The 17,921-nt window shown below is 50.7% G+C and carries 17 protein-coding genes; 7 read left to right on the plus strand and 10 right to left on the minus strand.

Annotated features, from left to right (window positions below; genetic code table 11):
- Position 1 precedes the first annotated feature (1 nt).
- Positions 2-844 carry a class II aldolase/adducin family protein gene (locus tag H142_RS0109665; protein WP_017931934.1) on the minus strand — a complete coding sequence of 281 codons (843 nt, stop codon included), beginning with the start codon at positions 842-844 and terminating at the stop codon, positions 2-4.
- Between the two features lie 122 nt (positions 845-966).
- Between H142_RS0109665 and H142_RS0109670 the strand changes: the two genes are divergently transcribed.
- On the plus strand, positions 967-1,887 hold the full coding sequence (locus H142_RS0109670; RefSeq protein ID WP_017931935.1) for a TerC family protein: 921 nt from the start codon (positions 967-969) through the stop codon (positions 1,885-1,887).
- Between the two features lie 129 nt (positions 1,888-2,016).
- Complete coding sequence (locus H142_RS15235; protein ID WP_017931936.1) at positions 2,017-2,700, plus strand: c-type cytochrome; 684 nt, start codon at positions 2,017-2,019, stop codon at positions 2,698-2,700.
- A gap of 24 nt (positions 2,701-2,724) precedes the next feature.
- Here the strand turns inward: H142_RS15235 and H142_RS15240 are convergent, their stop codons facing one another.
- From H142_RS15240 to H142_RS15245, 3 genes are all read right to left on the minus strand, one after another.
- Entirely contained in the window at positions 2,725-3,495 is a 771-nt protein-coding gene (locus H142_RS15240) for a C40 family peptidase (RefSeq protein ID WP_017931937.1), read from the minus strand.
- A complete protein-coding gene (locus H142_RS0109685) occupies positions 3,492-3,869 on the minus strand; it encodes a MarR family transcriptional regulator (RefSeq protein ID WP_017931938.1) in 378 nt (125 codons plus the stop codon). The genes H142_RS15240 and H142_RS0109685 overlap by 4 nt, the downstream gene beginning before the upstream one ends.
- A gap of 96 nt (positions 3,870-3,965) precedes the next feature.
- A complete protein-coding gene (locus H142_RS15245) occupies positions 3,966-5,375 on the minus strand; it encodes a leucyl aminopeptidase family protein (RefSeq protein ID WP_169331843.1) in 1,410 nt (469 codons plus the stop codon).
- 132 nt (positions 5,376-5,507) lie between these two features.
- Between H142_RS15245 and H142_RS16355 the strand changes: the two genes are divergently transcribed.
- Positions 5,508-6,917 (plus strand): tetratricopeptide repeat protein, encoded by a 1,410-nt coding sequence (locus H142_RS16355; protein WP_017931940.1) that lies wholly within the window; start codon positions 5,508-5,510, stop codon positions 6,915-6,917.
- 44 nt (positions 6,918-6,961) lie between these two features.
- Here the strand turns inward: H142_RS16355 and H142_RS0109700 are convergent, their stop codons facing one another.
- Positions 6,962-7,354: a DegT/DnrJ/EryC1/StrS family aminotransferase gene (locus tag H142_RS0109700; protein ID WP_083899006.1), complete on the minus strand. Its 393-nt coding sequence runs from the start codon at positions 7,352-7,354 to the stop codon at positions 6,962-6,964.
- 410 nt (positions 7,355-7,764) lie between these two features.
- Here H142_RS0109700 and H142_RS0109705 point away from each other — a divergent pair, with 410 nt between their 5' ends.
- Both H142_RS0109705 and H142_RS0109710 read left to right on the plus strand, forming a co-directional pair.
- Positions 7,765-8,835, plus strand: coding sequence for a hypothetical protein (locus H142_RS0109705; RefSeq protein ID WP_017931942.1), 1,071 nt, complete (start codon positions 7,765-7,767; stop codon positions 8,833-8,835).
- Positions 8,832-9,722 (plus strand): hypothetical protein, encoded by an 891-nt coding sequence (locus H142_RS0109710; protein ID WP_017931943.1) that lies wholly within the window; start codon positions 8,832-8,834, stop codon positions 9,720-9,722. The genes H142_RS0109705 and H142_RS0109710 overlap by 4 nt, the downstream gene beginning before the upstream one ends.
- 64 nt (positions 9,723-9,786) lie before the next feature.
- Here the strand turns inward: H142_RS0109710 and H142_RS16360 are convergent, their stop codons facing one another.
- Together H142_RS16360 and H142_RS0109720 are read right to left on the minus strand one after the other, a co-directional pair.
- Positions 9,787-10,995 (minus strand): hypothetical protein, encoded by a 1,209-nt coding sequence (locus H142_RS16360; protein WP_017931944.1) that lies wholly within the window; start codon positions 10,993-10,995, stop codon positions 9,787-9,789.
- A complete protein-coding gene (locus H142_RS0109720; protein ID WP_026147945.1) occupies positions 10,995-11,435 on the minus strand; it encodes a hypothetical protein in 441 nt (146 codons plus the stop codon). Before H142_RS0109720 ends, H142_RS16360 begins: the two co-directional genes overlap by 1 nt.
- 349 nt (positions 11,436-11,784) lie before the next feature.
- Here H142_RS0109720 and H142_RS0109725 point away from each other — a divergent pair, with 349 nt between their 5' ends.
- Positions 11,785-14,757: an FG-GAP-like repeat-containing protein gene (locus tag H142_RS0109725; protein ID WP_233341662.1), complete on the plus strand. Its 2,973-nt coding sequence runs from the start codon at positions 11,785-11,787 to the stop codon at positions 14,755-14,757.
- Here H142_RS0109725 and H142_RS15260 read toward each other — a convergent pair.
- Genes H142_RS15260 through H142_RS0109740 form a run of 3 tightly spaced genes read right to left on the minus strand, consistent with a single transcriptional unit; the run spans position 14,738 to position 17,296 of the window.
- On the minus strand, positions 14,738-15,835 hold the full coding sequence (locus H142_RS15260; RefSeq protein WP_017931947.1) for an SEL1-like repeat protein: 1,098 nt from the start codon (positions 15,833-15,835) through the stop codon (positions 14,738-14,740). The genes H142_RS0109725 and H142_RS15260 overlap by 20 nt on opposite strands.
- A complete protein-coding gene (locus H142_RS0109735) occupies positions 15,819-16,697 on the minus strand; it encodes a tetratricopeptide repeat protein (RefSeq protein WP_017931948.1) in 879 nt (292 codons plus the stop codon). The genes H142_RS15260 and H142_RS0109735 overlap by 17 nt, the downstream gene beginning before the upstream one ends.
- 50 nt (positions 16,698-16,747) lie before the next feature.
- A complete protein-coding gene (locus tag H142_RS0109740) occupies positions 16,748-17,296 on the minus strand; it encodes a sulfotransferase family protein (RefSeq protein WP_017931949.1) in 549 nt (182 codons plus the stop codon).
- Between the two features lie 50 nt (positions 17,297-17,346).
- Between H142_RS0109740 and H142_RS0109745 the strand changes: the two genes are divergently transcribed.
- The gene (locus H142_RS0109745) at positions 17,347-17,916 is read left to right on the plus strand and encodes a sulfotransferase family 2 domain-containing protein (RefSeq protein ID WP_033315200.1); all 570 of its coding nucleotides are present in this window, start codon (positions 17,347-17,349) and stop codon (positions 17,914-17,916) included.
- Positions 17,917-17,921 lie beyond the last annotated feature (5 nt).

Genomic DNA, 17,921 nt, shown 5'->3' on the forward strand with positions numbered 1-17,921 from the left:
CCTAATAATCATGGCCCGGATTAGTGCGCTGCAATTTTCGCATCAGGCCCGGCCACACCAGATTGTCGCCCATACCCGGAATGAAAGCCGCTGCGCCTTGTTGATAGACCCGCGCGCCCATTTCGACAGGCTCTTCATGCAGGTGTTCTTCGCCGCCGACCGACTGCGCGAAAATTTGCGCTTTGCAGGCATTTTCCAGAAAATACATCCGCAGAAACGCTGTGCCGCATGTTTTGCCGAGCGTTAACGTGCCATGATTTCGCAGCATAAGCAGGCTTTTCGTGCCAAGATTAGTGACGATACGGTCGCGCTCAGCCAGTTCCAACGCAATGCCTTCGTAATCATGATAGGCCAGATCATCATGGACCTGCATCGACATTTGCGTATAGCGGCGCAGGCCTTTTTTCTGCGCTGACACGGCCATCCCATATGGCGTGTGAACATGGATGACACAGCCCGCATCTTCGCGGGAATTATGAATGGCGGAGTGAATTGTAAAACCTGCTGGGTTGATGAAATACGGCGTATCCTGACAAATTTTGCCGTTCATATCGATCTTGATCAGCGCCGACGCCGTCATTTCATCAAACATGACGCCATAGGGATTTATAAGGAATCTGTGTTCGCCATCCTCGTCCGGAAGCCGGGCGGAGATATGGGTAAACACCAGATCGGTCCAGCCATGCATGGCACATAAACGATAGGTGGCGGCCAGTTCGCATCGCAGTTGCCATTCGCGGTCAGGGACTTTGCCTTCAAGACGCGGAATTGAAATCGGGTCGGGAATGTTAAATCCTGTGTTGGCTTTTATGGCCTGCTCAGTGGTCTTGGCGGCTTTGGTCATGAGATCTCCTGAACTTTTGTGCAGCTTATCGTAATGCAGTGCGTATAGAAAGAGCGCGGAGCGAACCCTTTCCAAAGACGGCAAAGCGCAGTAGACCGCATCTAAATTCACGGGAGTTATTCATGGAAGCATTTTTTAACCTGGAAGGTCTGTTTACATTGTCCAGCCTTTGGACCTTGTTCATGCTGATATTGCTTCAGGCTGTATTGGGGTTTGATAACCTTCTCTACATCGCCATTGAATCCAATAAAGTTGGTGACCCGGAAAAGGCAAAAAAAGTACGCCGCTACGGCATTTTGCTGGCCATGGTGTTTCGGATTGTGCTTCTGGTTGTGATCGTTGCCGCGTTCGATTTGATGAAAAAATACAGTTTTGATATCGGCCTGGGCGGGATTTTCCAAGGTGACTTCACCTTGCAAGCCGTTGTCACCCTCGCGGGCGGCGCATTTATTATTTATACGGCGATCAAAGAAATAACCCACCTTTTAGCGGTTGATCATGCCGAAGCCAGCAGCGACGCGAATCGCGTTAGCTTCGCCAAAGCCATCACCCTAATCGTAGTGATGAATCTCGTCTTTTCCTTTGACTCCATTTTGTCAGCTATGGCGATTGCCAGTACGACGACGGGCGAAGGCCTCGACCGAGTTGTCACTTACCAAGTCCCGCTGATGGCAATTGCCATTATCACATCGGGCATCGCGATGATGTTGATGGCCGATTTCGTCACTGAATTTTTGAAAAAGAACCGCATGTATGAAGTCATGGGCTTGTTTATCTTGTTTCTTGTCGGCGTCCTTCTTGTCACTGAAGGCGCACATCTGGCGCATCTGGAAATCTTCGGTTTCGCTATAGATGCAATGAGCAAGTCGAGTTTCTACCTCGTTGTCTTTGTCCTGATCGTGACCGATATTATATCCATCCGCTACCAACGCCGCCTGTGGGCACAAAAAGAAGCGGAGATCACCGGTCTTAATTCCGCGCAGGCAAAAACGGAACACGCGTCCAAACATATGGGGGAAACAGCGCCTGATGCGGGCCATTAGCGACGACGTGCCGCAAGGTATACAATCGAAAAAGGCAGCATATTGTATATATAAGGGGTGAAAAAGCCTTGCGCCTATTGTAAAGCAGGCCAAATTTACGGGCATACCGCCTGACGACCAAAGGTAAGAATGATGGAAGATCTTCGTTTTAACAAGATTGCTGGCGCCATACTGGCTACCGGTCTTGTATTTATCGGCGTAGTGAAAATCGGCGAGGCCGTTTACGCCGATGAAGCCGGCGACGAGGTCGCCTATGGCTCCGCCATATTAGAAGAGTATTACGGCAAGCAAAACGCCGCTAATGAGCCGGAAATCGAGCTTCCTTTTCCGCAAGCCGAATGGGTTAGCGCTATGGACGCGACGCGCGGTGAAGCCGTCTTTAAAAAATGTGCATCATGTCATAGCGTTGAAAAAGGCGGGGCAACCAAAACGGGTCCAAATCTTTGGAACATTGTCGGCACAAATGCTGCGCAAAAGGACGGATTTAGCTATTCTGCAGCCATGGCAGAATCTTCAATTACGTGGAATTACGAGTCGCTTAATGACTATCTTGAAAAACCGAGCCGCTATGTCAAAGGCACGGCTATGAGCTTTGGCGGGTTGAAAAAACCTGAAGACCGCGCTGCAATCATTGAATTTCTACGCGTTAACGCGGACAGCCCGCTGAATCGCCCTGCGCCCGCCGTGGTGATTGAAGAAGCGCCTGTTGTTGAAACTGATCCCGTAGAATCAGGCGCGGTTATTGTCGAAGATGACCCGTCAATCGGTATGGATCTACCCGAAGATGTTGTGAAAACACCAACAGACGACTAGCGCCAAACGCCATCAGATCTGATTTTAAAGCCGCCGTATAGACGTAATGTCTCCGGCGGTTTTTTTTATGCGTGAGGCAGCCTGTGTCAGCGGTTCGCGCGCTGTCATCATATGATAGCCATTGGCATGCAACAGCATGGTGCTGTCCTCCATTATACCCACATGGCCTGGCCAAAACACCAAATCTCCGCGCCTCAGATTGGCAAAACCACTCTCTATAGTGAGGGCCTCGCCTACGCATAAACCTTGCGGCCCGCTATCCCGCGGAGACGCGAGGCCTGTAGCCCACAGCGCGTTTTGGACTAACCCGGAGCAATCGACGCCGTTGGCAGACTTCCCGCCCCAGACATAAGGCAGGTTCAAATAAAGCGCGGCGACATCTACAAAATCGCCCGCATAATTGTCGACTATCGCGACGTGGCGCGCGTGGACAAATCCCTGAACGGTCTCATAAAATTCAGCATTATGCTTTGCAGCCCTCAACCGACTGCCCAAAGACAGGCTCATGACGATAGGGCTTTTGATATCCGCGCGGGAAAATACCGGTGCGCGCAGACTTTTGATCTTGTGGGTCGGCGTAAAGTCTTCCGCGAAATCCGCCGCTCTGACCCAACCCTTATAAACCGGATCACCGCTAATAACGTCCAGCGACTGTCCGGATAGCCAGCCGCTATTTTGTTGTGTGACTTCAAAGGCATGACCGAACAAAACCTGGTCTTCGAGGGCGGCCTCATCGTCCGGCCCGTCATAAATATTGGAGACCGCCGCGATGCAGCGCTGGATATCGCCGCTCACGCCGCCTGCTCTATGGAGCGCGAGACGCCGCGTATAGTTTCGGCAAATCTAATCAGATGGGTAGAGCCGCGCGCCGTGCGCTTGATAAGTATGCTGCGCTTGTCGGACGGATCGGGCGCGCGGGAGATAAAGCCGTAGCCGCCCAGCGTGTCCAGCGCGCGGGAAATCACGGCCTTGGTCACGTCCAGATGCGCAGCAAGGCTGCGGACCGTATGCGGGCCGGGCTGGATATATACGGTAAGCATGAGCGACATTTGCCGTGCGGTCAGATCGGGACGTTCGCTGCGCACCGTATCGAGCATAACATCATACCATAGCCGCAGCGCGTCGCCGCGTTTGAGACCGGAATGTGTGTGCCGTGATGTCGAGCCCATGATAGTCCGTTTCGGATGCGAACTGAATCATGGCGCTGATTTGAAAGCCGCGTCAACGGGGCACCCGCCCCGCCGAGTCACAATGTCGCGGATGCCCTAGACGTTACCCGGGTCAGGCGCGGATTTTACGCCGCCCCCTTTAATCCATTCATAGAGCGCCCGCGTTGCAAAAATCTCGCCGCCGCCTTGGCCAAAATCTGTCCGCGAAGGATTCCAGCCATAGACGTCAAAATGCATCCACGAGCTCTCTTTGACGAAGCGTTCCAAAAACAAAGCTGCTGTGATGCATCCGGCAAAGGAGCCGCCGGCATTTTTCATATCAGCAATCGGGCTGGACAAAAGCTTGCGGTAAGGCTGCCAGAGCGGCATAGGCCATAGCGGATCAAAGGCCGTCAATGTGCTCGCCATGATTTCGGGCACAAGATGATCGCGGTTACAGAAAAACGGCGGCAATGTCGGGCCGAGCGCCACGCGCGCTGCGCCGGTCAGCGTGGCAAAGTCAATAATATGGTCCGGCTGCGCTTCTGCGACTTTGCACAATGCGTCGCCTAGAACGAGGCGCCCTTCGGCGTCCGTATTATCGATCTCTATGGTCAGGCCTTCGCGTGACGACAGGACATCGCCGGGATGATAGGACCCGGAGGCAATGGAATTCTCCGCAATCGCGAGCGCCACATGTAAATGCACAGGCAGATTATTAGCCATGATCATTTCGGCCAGCGTGATGGCATGGGCCGCCCCGCCCATATCTTTTTTCATAATGCGTGCGCCGCTGGCCGATTTAATATTCAGCCCGCCCGTATCAAAGGTGATACCTTTGCCGACAATGGCGAGATGCGGGTGATGCGTGTCCCCCCATGTCATCTCGACAAGGCGCGGCGGCTTGGGTCCGGCGCGGCCCACAGCATGGATCATCGGATAGTTTTCAGTCAGCAGCGCGTCGCCGACAACGGACGTTATCTTTGCCCCGTATTTCGCCGCGACCAGCTCCGCTTCGGCATGAAGTTCTTCGGGGCCCATATCGCCCGCCGGTGTATTAATCAGATCGCGCCCGCGATTAATTGCGCGGACAATGGCCGTGATCTCGTCAGAGTCGTAACCGTCCGTCAGGAGAAGCTGCGCCGGGACATGTTTTTCTGGCAGATAGCGGTCAAATTTATAGGCCCCCAGACCCCAGCCAATACCCGTGAGCTTTAGATCCCAGCCATCCGGACGCGCCGCTATCATGTAGATCCCCGGCTCCAGAGTACGCATAATACGCCCCGCAGCCAGTGGTCCGGTCTGATCACTGCCCGCCTCGCCCACACCGGCCAGCACGCCGATCAATGCGCCCTCGGCGCTGTAGAGCTGAATAATTTCACCGGACTCACCGGTAAAATTGCGTCCACCTGCTGCCGCGCGAAGCGCGTCCGGCAGAATAGAGATCATATGCTCAACGTTATCAGGACGGGAGATATAGACAGGGCAGCTATCGTCGCTGCGCTGTAGTGTGAACCAAGGCGTCATAAATTCATTCCTTTGCATTAACGTCATCGTTAACGCGATTTAATCGTATTAGCGTGCTTTCGCGCAGCTTTGTTAACCAAATATTGACCCGACACAAGAAATGTTAACGAAACCCAAATTAAGGCATTTGTCATGGCGCGTAATTCTGTTTCCACATCCTGTCTTGGCGTGAGCGCGACTTTATCTGTGGCTTTCCTTCTCTCCGCCTGCAGCTCCACGCAATATACGCCTGCCGAAACCGAGATCGCGCAGAGCTTAACGCCCGCCGCCTATCAACAGCGCACGCAAGAGCAGCGTGAAGCGATCGAGACGCAGGATTTGTTTGCGCAGGCCGCCTTCTGGTCGCGCGAATATGATCTTAACCCTGCGGATCTCGAAGCTGCAGTCAAGCTGTCCTCCACCCTGCGCCGTCTGGGCAACCCGGCGCAGGCCCTGGAGATTGCGCAGACGGCCCGCGCCATGTATCCACGCGATGTCGGCCTGATGGCGGAATATGGTGCAAATTTGATTGCCATGGAACGCGGCAAGGAAGCCATCGCGCCGCTCTCCACAGCGCTACGATCCGCGCCGCAAAATGCCCGCATCTGGTCGTTACTGGGCGCAGCTCATGACCAAATGGGCCAGTATGACCGCGCGCGAGAGCATTATGGCCGCGCCCTCGCCCTGTCTCCCAATGATCCGTCCACTATGGCCAATCTGGGCTTGTCTTTTGCGCTTCAAGGCGATGCCCGCACGGCCGAGATGTGGCTGCGCCGCGCCGCCGCCCATCCGCAAGCCTCTTCGGGCGTACGCCAGAATCTCGCGCTCGTGCTCGGCTTACAAGGCAAATATGATGAAGCCGAAGCCATTGCGCGGCAGGATCTGGATCCCGGCGCAGCGGAAAACAATGTTGCCTATATGCGCTCTATGCGCAGCGGATCACGCAGCTATGGCGCGATGACCAAAGCCGGGAGCGCCCCGACGCCCGCGCCGCAAATGCCTGCGTCTCAGCGCCCGATGCCGCAACCCCGTCCCTATGTTCAGCCCGCCGCCGCGCCGCGCACAAGTTACAGCCCGCAAACCTATAATATCCCGCCTCAAACCGCGCCGGCGCAAAATTCAGCTGTCATGCGCGGCGCGCTGCCTGTAGCGCAAAACCCGAATATGACGCAGGTGGTGCCAAGCGGGCAGGCCTCGTCGCGACAGGCTATGATGGCCTATCAGGCGCAAAAATCAGGGGCGCCTGCGCCCGTGCAATCCACAAACCGCTATGGCGCGCAAGGGCAGGCTCAAGTTCAAGGTCAAGGTCCGGGTCAGGGTCAGTCACAAGGGCAAGACATAGTCCCGCAAAATCCGAATGTTCTTGCCCGTATCACCGGCTCGATCAAACCCGGCACGCAGACGCGTCCTCAACAGCAAGGTTACGCGCAAACCTCTGATCCGCGCGTGCAAATCCAGCGCTATATTCCGCCCGGCCAAGCTGCGCAGAACGCCGCGCAAACACAGCAAGCCGCTCCAGGTGGTTACCCGCAAAGACGACCCGCCCTGCGAACGCGGAATTAAGCTTTAGAGTTTTAAATGAGGTCTAAAATAGCAATATAGAATTGTTATGCCAACGCCGCTTTCGCCGTTTCGATAATCATATCCTGCGTGTCTTCATCCAAATAGGCATGCATAGGCAAAGCGACCACTTTATCAATACAGTCCTCTGTCATCGACAATCCGTTTCCGCTGACTGGATAATCCTTATAGGCTGTCTGCATGTGTACGGGCTTGGAATAATAGCGCGCCGTGGGAATACCTTTCTGCTTGAGCGCGGCGGAGTCGGAAACTTCAATCGTATATTGCGCCCATGTTGACACAATACCGTCCATAATGGTGGGCACGCGCAGAGCGTGACCGCGCAGGCCGTCAGAATAGCGCTGCGCAATCACATTACGCTTTTCAATTTCTTCGGCAAAGATTTCGAGTTTTGGCGGGCTTACGAGTGATTTAAGTATAAAACTATGCTGGAAATTTTATAAAATTAAAAAGCAGCACTCATTTTTAATGAAAAATGGTGCCCCCACACGGCACAAAGCCGTGTAGAATAACTCATATAAAACAATAGCTTATTGTCGTTAAGACAAATGTTGTAGCACAGTCTGAGTTGCGGTTTGTGGCACACGGATATGTCTCTGGAGGCGATTTTGGAGCTCTCATTTTCAAATCACGCCATACAGTTCTACTGGAGTGCGTGACTGACTCTTAAAAAAGGCTGCGGAGGTTTAGGAAAATCCAAAAAGCTTGCGCTGTTCATTCCACAGCGCAGTCAACTTACTTCAGTCAGCGTCTTCTACTTTTTTGAAATTAACACGCCGAAAATTCAGACAAGAAGCGCGAACTGAATGAATTTTGCGACCTCATCAATGTGATCTCAACTCAGCAATCGCAGAATTTTTTATTTTCCGCCATTAATGTAACAAAGCCAATTTATTTGCTAATTGATAGCTATTTTATGATTGCGGTGTTAATATTAAATATAATTTCTTATTTCTTAGTAAGGTATGACTTAGCTTTGAAGACTAAACGCCGCCACTCAATAAAAGAGGTCTGCAAGCCCGTTCTTTCTTGTGTAGTAGATCAGGATCCAAAATTTCTTATGCAGGCTTGGAATTGGCTTGTGTCAGCGTGGGCGAGTGGAGCGTGTCAGGACTTTGTGGTTATCATCCACCATATCGAGCCGCCGCCATATGCCTTGGAAAAAGCTGCTGAAAGATTTGGCGCAAATATTATTGTGATCGAACCTTTTGGAGAGGGTCCGGCGCGATATTGCAATAAATTACAGAGCCATGACCATGTTATTGCAACGGGCCGTAGCGGCGCAATACTCACAGATGTGGATTTATTCTATCTTCAGTCGCCCCTTCCCTGCCTAGACGCGTCGTGGATTCAATCGAAAATTGTCGATCATCCTAATCCTGCGTCTACTGCGCTTACTGAACTTTTCGATAAAATGGGCCTCCCGCCGCAACATCTAAACTCTATTCCAACTTTCAGACCACAATCTCATACACATATGTTTAATTGCAACGGGGGGCTTTATGCCCTTCCCATGACGCAACTGGCTAAACTCACAATGTACTGGCGTCATTATTCAAGCAAATGTTTGACTCAAACTGATATATTAGAAAATAAGTTACATCATTCGGATCAACTCGGTTTCATGCTGGCCTTAATAAAGACAAAGCTCCCCTTCCGGCATTTGGATTTAAGTTATAATTTCCCAACTCATTTCAAAAGTTCCGTCTATGATAGCTGCAATACGGATGATATTAAAATCCTGCATTATCATCACAAAATAAATGAAAAAGGTCGGCTGCTTTCGACAGGGCACAAGGCTGTCGATACTTACATTAATAAGGCCAACACTATTTTGGCTGAGTACGATAGCCTGCCGGAATATGCCGATATTCAGGCGCAATATTCATTATCGCTATGACGACAGAGCCTCGGATATGGTTGCATGTTGGACCGCCAAAAACAGCGACATCCGCCGTTCAATATTGGCTCCGGAAGCATAATGAGGCTTTAAAAGAGATAGGTATTTCCTATCCTGACATGTTCGGAACGGATAATGACAAGCATAGTTTTTTAGTTCGGGCTCTGCGTCAGGATCCCAAGCTAACGCTATTGGAAGATGCGCTATCCAAAAATAAAAGTCCGACTCTCATATTTTCGGATGAGGGCCTTTGCAATCATTTGGATGACTTCGATCCCACAGCTTTGACACGTTTCAGATATCTGACGGAAGGTTACCGCGTTGGCATATTGATTGTTCATCGGCAACCGGAGCCTTGGATCAAATCCTATCATAAGCAATGCGTGCTCAATCCGGATAATGGGGCCAGCCCGCTTTGGGGAACAGCCATGAATGTAGAGACGCTGTCCGAACATCTGCGCGTCAAACGGCTAATGAATATCCGAGGTTTAGTTGAGAGTTTAAAAGGCAGCTTTGGCGCGGTGACCGTGAAGACGTTTCAATTCGAATCCACCGACTGGTTTGATGACATGTTAGATACGATTGGGGCAGGACATTTGACACCTGCCAATCTCCCGAAAAGTAATGTGTCAGTCCCGGACTGGGCTACTGAATGCCTGCGCCGCGTCAATGCCGTGACACATAATCAAGACCTAAGAAATTATTGGAAAAGTGCTTTGCAGATATATTTGCAAACCAACCATACGATCCTGACAAATCTAAAACAATCGGACTCGGTACAGAGGGATCAGTTAACCCACATATATCTGAGTCAGGGTATCGATAGTTTTCCATCATCACAGCAAAGCGCTATAAAGAGATTTCTTGAAACTGTCTCCAGTCTTTGAAATGGCCGGGGTCAAGCGACCTCGGCCTTAACAAGTAGAGTGTGATCTGAAAGTCTTGACCTGTCTAATCTCTGGAGCTTTCGAGCCGTTCCAATCGGGCTTCGAGGGATTTGTTACGCTCATTTAACTGAGCGATAAAGATATGTGCTTTTTCCAACTCATTCAGGACATTACCCATATGTTCCGTCAGATTGATCGGCTGATCCGGACGTGTGGGGCCAACCGCCGGAAGATGGCGGGCGGCAAACATGGCCTCAGCCTGTTCCTCAATCGTCGGCATCTCGTAATCCGCATCGAAAACGGCATCGCATCCGGAGGAGCAAATCGGTCCACCTGACGTGATCGTCCCACTCACGGTCAAATTGCCCGTATTGCTCAGGATGAATTCTGCACCTGCAGTGGTAGCGGTATTCAAACCGAAGCCGTCATCTACGCGATGAACAAATTCCCAAGGCGTATTGCCCAAAGAGTCAGCCGTTTTGAAGATAAAATCGCCACCTGTTGTGCTGGAATCATTAATAGCAAATTCGCCATCCGAGTTCCGCACCACCATGTCCCAGACACCGATCGTGCCATTATCCAGTTTCACGCCTGCATTATCGCCGGCTGCCACAATATGGAGAGCGGCATTTGGGTTGCTCGTACCTATCCCGACTTGGCTATCAGCGGCCAGAACGAGACCGTCATAACGCGCACCTGTCAGGACGCGAAATACCAATTTGCTCCCCGTCGTGGCGTCACGCACGAAGAAATTCGTTTCATTCCCAGCAACATCCCATGTCTGCGCAGTAAATCCGGACGAACCGTCTTGTTCAAGGCGAACGCTAGGTGTATCTCCATCAACAATATGCGCCTCAAGAACAGGAGTTGCCGTCCCAAAACCAACATTGCCGCTATTGGAAACGAAAAGAGAATTTGTGGGTGCACCTGCTCTGATTTGGAAAGGCATACGTCCTGCCGTCGCATCCTCAACGGCGAAATAATCCGCACCGCCATTGGTCGAGTCATTGATGATAAGTCGCCAGTCATTAGAGGGAAAAGCTGCACTTGCACTTGTATCATCGAAATTAATGCGAAGGTTGTTTTCTTTCAAACGTAGCGTGTCAAACCCAAAGCTTTCCCCACTTGCGCAATCTAGACCCACGCAAAGACTGCCTTGAATAATAACGTCTGTCGTAAAGACTTGTTGAGCAAAAGCCATTTGTGGTGCCGCGATTGGAGCAGCGAGACTAAGGACGATCAGAGAAGCCTTAATAAATTTAGAATAAGTCATTATTTCGTCCCCTCATCAAGATCGTTTTCAGCAGCTGCACCCGGCATTTGCACGACCCCGCCCGTGACGCGGAAGGATCCGGTTTCAGTGAATGTCTTGCTGATGAATTCGGGGCCAAGCTCGGCCCGGCCATTGTTGAAACCGGCTTTAGGATTACGAACGCGCTTTGTCGTTGCGCCCGTCAATTGCCATGTATAATGGCCATCTGCCATGCCCGAATAATCCCCGAGCGAGACAGTGGGGACGTTAAAGCTTGAGCTTTGCTGTGTGGAAAATCCATCAGGTCCGGCTACGGAAAGCATGAAATTAGACGCGCTGGGAACGCTGGATTTAACGGAAAGTTTGCCGCCCGAGACGACAGCATCGCCTGCGAGTGCTGGACTGGCCAATAGGCATAGGCTGGCCCCTGCAGCCAACAATGTTAGGTTTCGGATATTCATATCTGCCCCAGAACGAGCTTGTGAAAAGCTACATATCGAAGATAGATCAGAGAGAGGGTGCTCGTTTGATCCCGCCCCCAAGATCAATCAACATTATTTGAATACATCAATTTCTAAAAATGTAAAGTCTCATATTTAATTTTGTTAATAAAGCAGCGCGGTCATCTCTCCGCTTGCATTCGGGGGTATGGCGCGTCAAATTATAAATTCGACCAAGGGGCCAGACATGTCGACATTCATACATACAAAATATCGGACACGGCTTTTACTGACCGCTCTATTGCTATGCCTGATTCTATATCTCTTTTGGACATCATCCCGATATCCATCTTTAGGTGATAAAGCATTAATGGGCGGTGCCATTCATCTCGAAGACCCCATGAGTTTCGAGGCGCATTTCAATATCGATCCCGCTTATTCTGTTTGGAAAAAAATTGGACTCACGACGCTGAACTGGCTCGATACAAATCGCAATGGCATGACATTTGGCGTTTTGATGGGAACTGTTTTCCTCACAATGTTTCGTTATATTAAACGCACCAGCTTTAAGAGTGCATTTGCAAATAGTTTTCTAGGTTTATTAATGGGCACACCTCTCGGCGTATGCGTTAATTGCGCGGCTCCGATTGCCAAAGGCATGTATGATGGTGGTGCCAGAGCGGAGACCACGCTCTCTACCATGATTGCGTCGCCGACCTTGAATATTGTTGTTCTTAGCATGCTGTTTGGACTGCTGCCGTTTTATATGGCGTTAGGGAAAGTCGTCCTCTGTATCGGCGTGATCATTTTAGCCGTGCCCTTGATTTGCTGGCTTCTCCCCAAGGCGCAACTCCAATTGGCAGAAAAAGATCAACGGACTTGCCTCTGGACGCCGGACATGGCGGGCCAACCGCCCGAATATTTAGGTGTCGCCGTTAGGGAGTGGAGTCGGGATATCGCCACTGATTTCTGGTATATTTTCAAGCTGACGGTCCCATTAATGATATTGGCTGGATTTTTGGGTGCGATTGTCGCCACACTTGTTCCCCTCGAGACATTTTCGAGTGTCGCCTTTGGCTTGGCGGGAGTGGCTATTGTCGCCTTATTCGGCTTGTTCCTGCCCGTACCGATTGCCTTTGATGTCGTTATTTGCGCGGCTTTGCTCGCGGCAGGGGTTCCGCCAGGCTATGTCATGACGCTCCTCTTTACACTAGGTGTTTTCTCAATCTATTCTGCCTTCATCGTCAGTACGACAATTTCTATTAAGGCCGCGCTATATGTCTCAATTGTCGTCTGGATCATCGGCATTCTCGCTGGGGTAGCAGCACAAGCTTGGCATGAGCATCAGACGGACAAAGCGCTGGATATGCTTTTAAAGCCTGATGAAGCCGTGGCAATTAATATCCTAAAACAGACCACATTATTGGCGCAAACATCATCTGCCTCTCCCGTAAAAACTGTCTCTTCAGCGGCGGATATCACGTTGACAGCGCATCCCTTCGCGCCCCGCTCCCCTTCTGCATCCACGCTTTTCACACGCGGCGAAGCCCACACGATTGGCCTAGATCAACCGATTGAATTTTCTTTTAAAGATATGTGGCCGCCGTTTTGGGAAGGGCGCGGCATCACATCAGGTGATATTGACCGCGATGGCGATCTCGACATCATTATCGCCTCAACCGAGGTCGGATTTCGCGTTTATCTGAATGATGGCACGGGTCAGTTTTTACAGGATAAAGCTTTGCCCAAGGCGATTAGCGATCTAGATATTTTCAATGTGGCCTTAGTTGATCTTGATAATGACGGTTGGCTTGATCTCTTTCTTACAACTTACATGAGCGGAAATTACGTCATTCCCAACCGAGAAGGCGCACTCGTAACGGCGGGTATAAAGCCCGTAATCAACCGGCCTGATACGCCTCTGACATTGGCCGCCAGTTTTGGTGATGTGGATCAAGATGGTGATCTTGATCTCGCGGCCGGGAATTGGGCGGCAGGTTGGTATCGCCGCATCCCGGGGGAAGAGTCGCGAAATCGACTCATTTTCAATGATGCAGGGCAGTTAAGCGGAAGCCAGTTTCAGGATCTGTCCGGATTACCCGGTGAAACTCTGACAATACTCTTCTCCGATATTGATCGTGATGGTCATCAGGATCTACTGGTCGGCAATGATTTCGAACTCCCTGATGTCATCTATTACGGGGAAGGCGAGGGCAAACTGCGCAAGGTCGCCCGTGCAGATGGAGTATTCCCCCATACGACGAATACAACAATGGCGATTAAATCGGATGATCTTGATAATGACCTCGTGCCGGAGCTGTATTTCGCGCAGATTGCGGGACGGGCGTCAGGCCTTTCCAAACGGCTCAACATGTCACCAATTGGGGATTATTGTGACGGGATTGGACGTGCCACTGATCGTAAAATCTGCGAACGGAATATAGCGGTTAAGAGGTGGTATAAATCCGGCAATAGTTTTGATCCGAGCTATGCGAGACGCTGTCTCGACCTAGGCTCTCCAGATAAAGAAGAATGCCAGGGAATGCTGGTAAAAGATCTCGCCATTCAAGCCCGTGACCCAAGCATGTGCCGCCTTATCCCGCGTGACCAATCCGAAGCCCGCGCGTTTTGTGATGTTCACTTCCGTCCAATACAGAATGTCACAACAGAAGATGTGCTCAAAGAAATTAAGCAAATCGATGCGCGTAACGTGCTGCTTTCGCGTAGTGAAAATGGTACTTATACGGACAAGGCAATTGAAACAGGGCTCGAAGTCGGGGGCTGGAGTTGGGATACGAAAGTCGGTGATTTCGATAATGATGAATGGCAGGATATGGTGATCGTCAATGGTACTTGGGTGCCTACTGAGGCCACGCCCGCCAATCTCTTTTTCAGAAATCGTGGGGACGGCCGTTTTGTAGAAGACGCCATTGGATCAGGGATGGAAGACTATTTAATGACGGCTGCGGCGACCCGCGCCGATTTCGATAATGACGGCGATCTCGACATCGTCACTGTTCCGGTGAACGGGCCTTTGCAAGTTTATCAGAACAATTCACAAGACGGAAACATCGTTTCATTCAGCTTCGATGACAGGATCGGAAATCGCGATGGGGTCGGAAATCGCGTTACAATTTTTTATGGTGAGGGACGCCAACAGGTGCGCGAATTGCAATTGGGTGGGGGGTTTATGTCCTTTGATGCTGCCATCGCGCATTTTGGTTTGGGCGAGTTCAAGCGAATCGACAGGGTTATCGTGAATTGGGCAGATGGGGGTCAGTCTGAGATTGCCGGACCTGTTAAAGCTGGATCACGCTATATAATCACTCGGCAGCCGCAATAATCTCGGCATATTGTCGTGATAGCGATTGCGCTTCATTGATCTGATTATTCGTCATTCGCACCGTCAGTTCGTCGCGAACTTGAACGTCGGACATCCTGCTGGCAGCGACGTTCAGCCACGCATAAGCCGTGACATAATCCTGTGGTGTGCCCCAGCCATTCATATGTAAATGTCCCAACACATACTGGGCGCGAACATCACCGGCGAAGGCTGCGCGCTTTAGATTTTTTGTGTTGAAATCAGGGGCCGAGACAATTTGAATAATTTCGTCCGCATCCGGAAGACCCTCTAGTGTTCTAGTGTTCCGTGTAGCTTCCGCGGCATTCCGATAAAGCTCATTAGCTCGCGATTCATCCACAGTCACACCCAGCCCACTCGCATAAAGCGAGGCAAGATTGGCCATGGCTTCCGATGAACCTCCCTCCATAGCTTGCGTCAGCAGCGCTGCGGCAATTTCATAATCCGGTATCACGCCTTCGCCCCGGATATACATAACTCCAAGATTATTCAACGCGCGCATATCGCCGAGCTTTGCAGCGGTTTCATACCAAGACTGAGCCTTTGTAAAATCCTGTGGAACGATGTCGCTGGATTGGTAAAGCACGCCAAGATTAGTCGCAGCTTCCGCCACACCTTGCCCGGCGGCTTTTTCATACCACGGGACGGATGTTTCAGGCGGTGAGTCGGTTCCGAGACCTTTTTCAATCATTACACCAAAGACCAATTGCCCTTTGGGGTGTCCGGCCTCGGCTATAGTTTGAAACAAATTAAACGCAATCTCATAATTCTGCTGTGTTCCAAGGCCCTCTGCCGTCAGCCCGGCAAGTTCAAACTGTGCTTCCAACAAGCCGCCTTCTGCGGCTTTAGCAAACCAATATACAGCCTCACTATAGTCCTGAATCGTGCCTTGCCCCGTTTTATAGGCCGCCGCGAGTGCGAACTGCGCCTGTACATTTCCACGTTCTGCCAAGAGCGTAATTTCATCCAGACTAAGCTTAGCTTGCCCATAAACAGGCGAAACTATGGCAAACAAGCCAGCTATAATGCCGGTGATAATAATCTTATGGATTTGCAGCATCGAATTTGGCCTGCCAGTCGCGTGATAGTGTTTGTGCAGCTGCAATTTGATCAGGCGTCATTAATTGCGCCCAAACATCGCGGCGCTTAGCGGCTTCTGGAAAAGACTGCCCGGCTGAAAGATTAGCCCACATATAGGCATTTTCCAGACTTCGGTCTGTCCCTTGCCCAACACCATAGGCTTCGCTGATGAGATATTGTGCATAGGGTTGTCCAGCCTGAGCATCGCTTTCAACGAGCGCGAAGGCTTTACTTGCATCACTCTCGACACCTTTGCCGTCACGGTAAAGTAGACCGAGATATGTACGCGGCCCGACGAAATTGGCATCTGCCAGCTTCTTCAATCTGGCCACACCTTCCTCATCTCCAATCACAGCGGCGCGGTAATAAAAGCGCCCAGCAGCATCTAGGTTCTGGTCAACAAATTTCCCATACTCGTACAAAAAGCCAAGCTGGACATTTGCCCGGACATTCCCCTTTTTTGCCGCAGACTGAAGGTATTTGATGCCGCGGGTCTCGTCTACTTCGACACCGTCACCACTGAGATACCGTGTTCCCATCATAGACTGGGCTTTAATATGACCGCTTTCGGCAGCTTTTTCGAGCCAGCTCACACCGCGAGTTTCATCTATTACACCTGCTTTTCCGGTTATATAAAGTTCAGCCATCATGATTTGAGCAGCAGTGTCACCCGCTTTTGCATGAGGCTCGATAAGAGTTAACGCCGTGCCGTAATCGCCATTGGAATAAGCGGCCACTCCTTCGGAAAATGACACTGCAATATCGGCGTCTCTCTCACTCTGACCGCATGCACTCGTCAGAATGGAAAAGCCTACAATTATAATAAATGAGTTGCGCCACATAGCTGTCTTTTAAATGGGACTGGCTTGACTGTCCATAGCCTTACGATCGTTTAGGACCTCAGGCCCTTGTTCTCATGCGGGAAATCCACGTCATCCGGAATATCACATTCTAAGAAGCCGCAAAGCGGTTCCCAACCCGGCCGTTTTGTCAGCGGCCAGTCCAGAAGATCATGAGGACGGCTGGCGAAATAGGTTCTGACCTCATCATTGTGGCGAACAAATCTCGCACGATAGGTCTCTTCATTCCCCACAGGTGAGCCTACACCATAAATCCATCTTCGCATCGGTGTTTCTTGCTCATTAAAATACCGGACGGCCCGCGCGATCCAGACATCCACCTCTTCAGTCGTCAGAATAAATTTACTCCCAGGAAATGCGGCATCTAGCTCGCGAAATAGAGGGGGGAAAGGATTGTCTTGCACAGCATCAAATCTACCCGCATAATTTAAAGCGATATCATAGGCCGATTTCGCGATGTCAGGATCACGCGTTCCAACAGGGCCGCAGACTGAGTAATCGAGGATCTCCAGCGCCTTACGGAGAGATTTTGTCCCAGTTTTATGAAACCCTATCCCGAAAACTTTCTGGCGCTCATCCATCCGCTAGTGATATAGCGACGGCGAATTTAGTCAAGTTAGGGGCGATCACCTTGAAGGAAATACACCAAATTCACATAAATAAGACAGGCGGCTCTACCATCGGGAAGATGTTTGGTGTGAAATTCAGACATGTCGATGCTTCTGATTTATTAGTTGAATTGGGGCATGAAAAATTCGCGCAAGACTTTGTCTTTTCCTTTGTCCGCAATCCTTGGGACCGTGTCGTGTCGCACTATTATTGGCGTATAAAAACAAATCAAACAGGACTTCGGGATTCACCTATAGCCTTTTCGCAATGGGTTGAAGAGGCATTTCATCTCCGAAATCCAGCCTATTATGACAAACCTAAAATGTTCCGACAACAAACAGAATGGTTAGACGGAAATTCCGGCTTCGCCGTTCATCCAGATATAGATTTCATTGGCCGGTTTGAGTTTTTAGTTAAAGACATTGAACGGCTTTCTAAGCGCATCAAAACACCGCTGAAACAGACGCTCCCTCATTTGAAGAGATCTGATCGTAGGCGCGGTTATCGTTATTACTATGACGATAAAACTGCCGATCTTGTTGCCAAAGCTTTTGCTCAAGACATTTTAGTATTTAATTATACCTTCGAGTAACAAAG

It is taken from the genome of Robiginitomaculum antarcticum DSM 21748 (assembly GCF_000365025.1).
Taxonomy (GTDB): domain Bacteria; phylum Pseudomonadota; class Alphaproteobacteria; order Caulobacterales; family Maricaulaceae; genus Robiginitomaculum; species Robiginitomaculum antarcticum.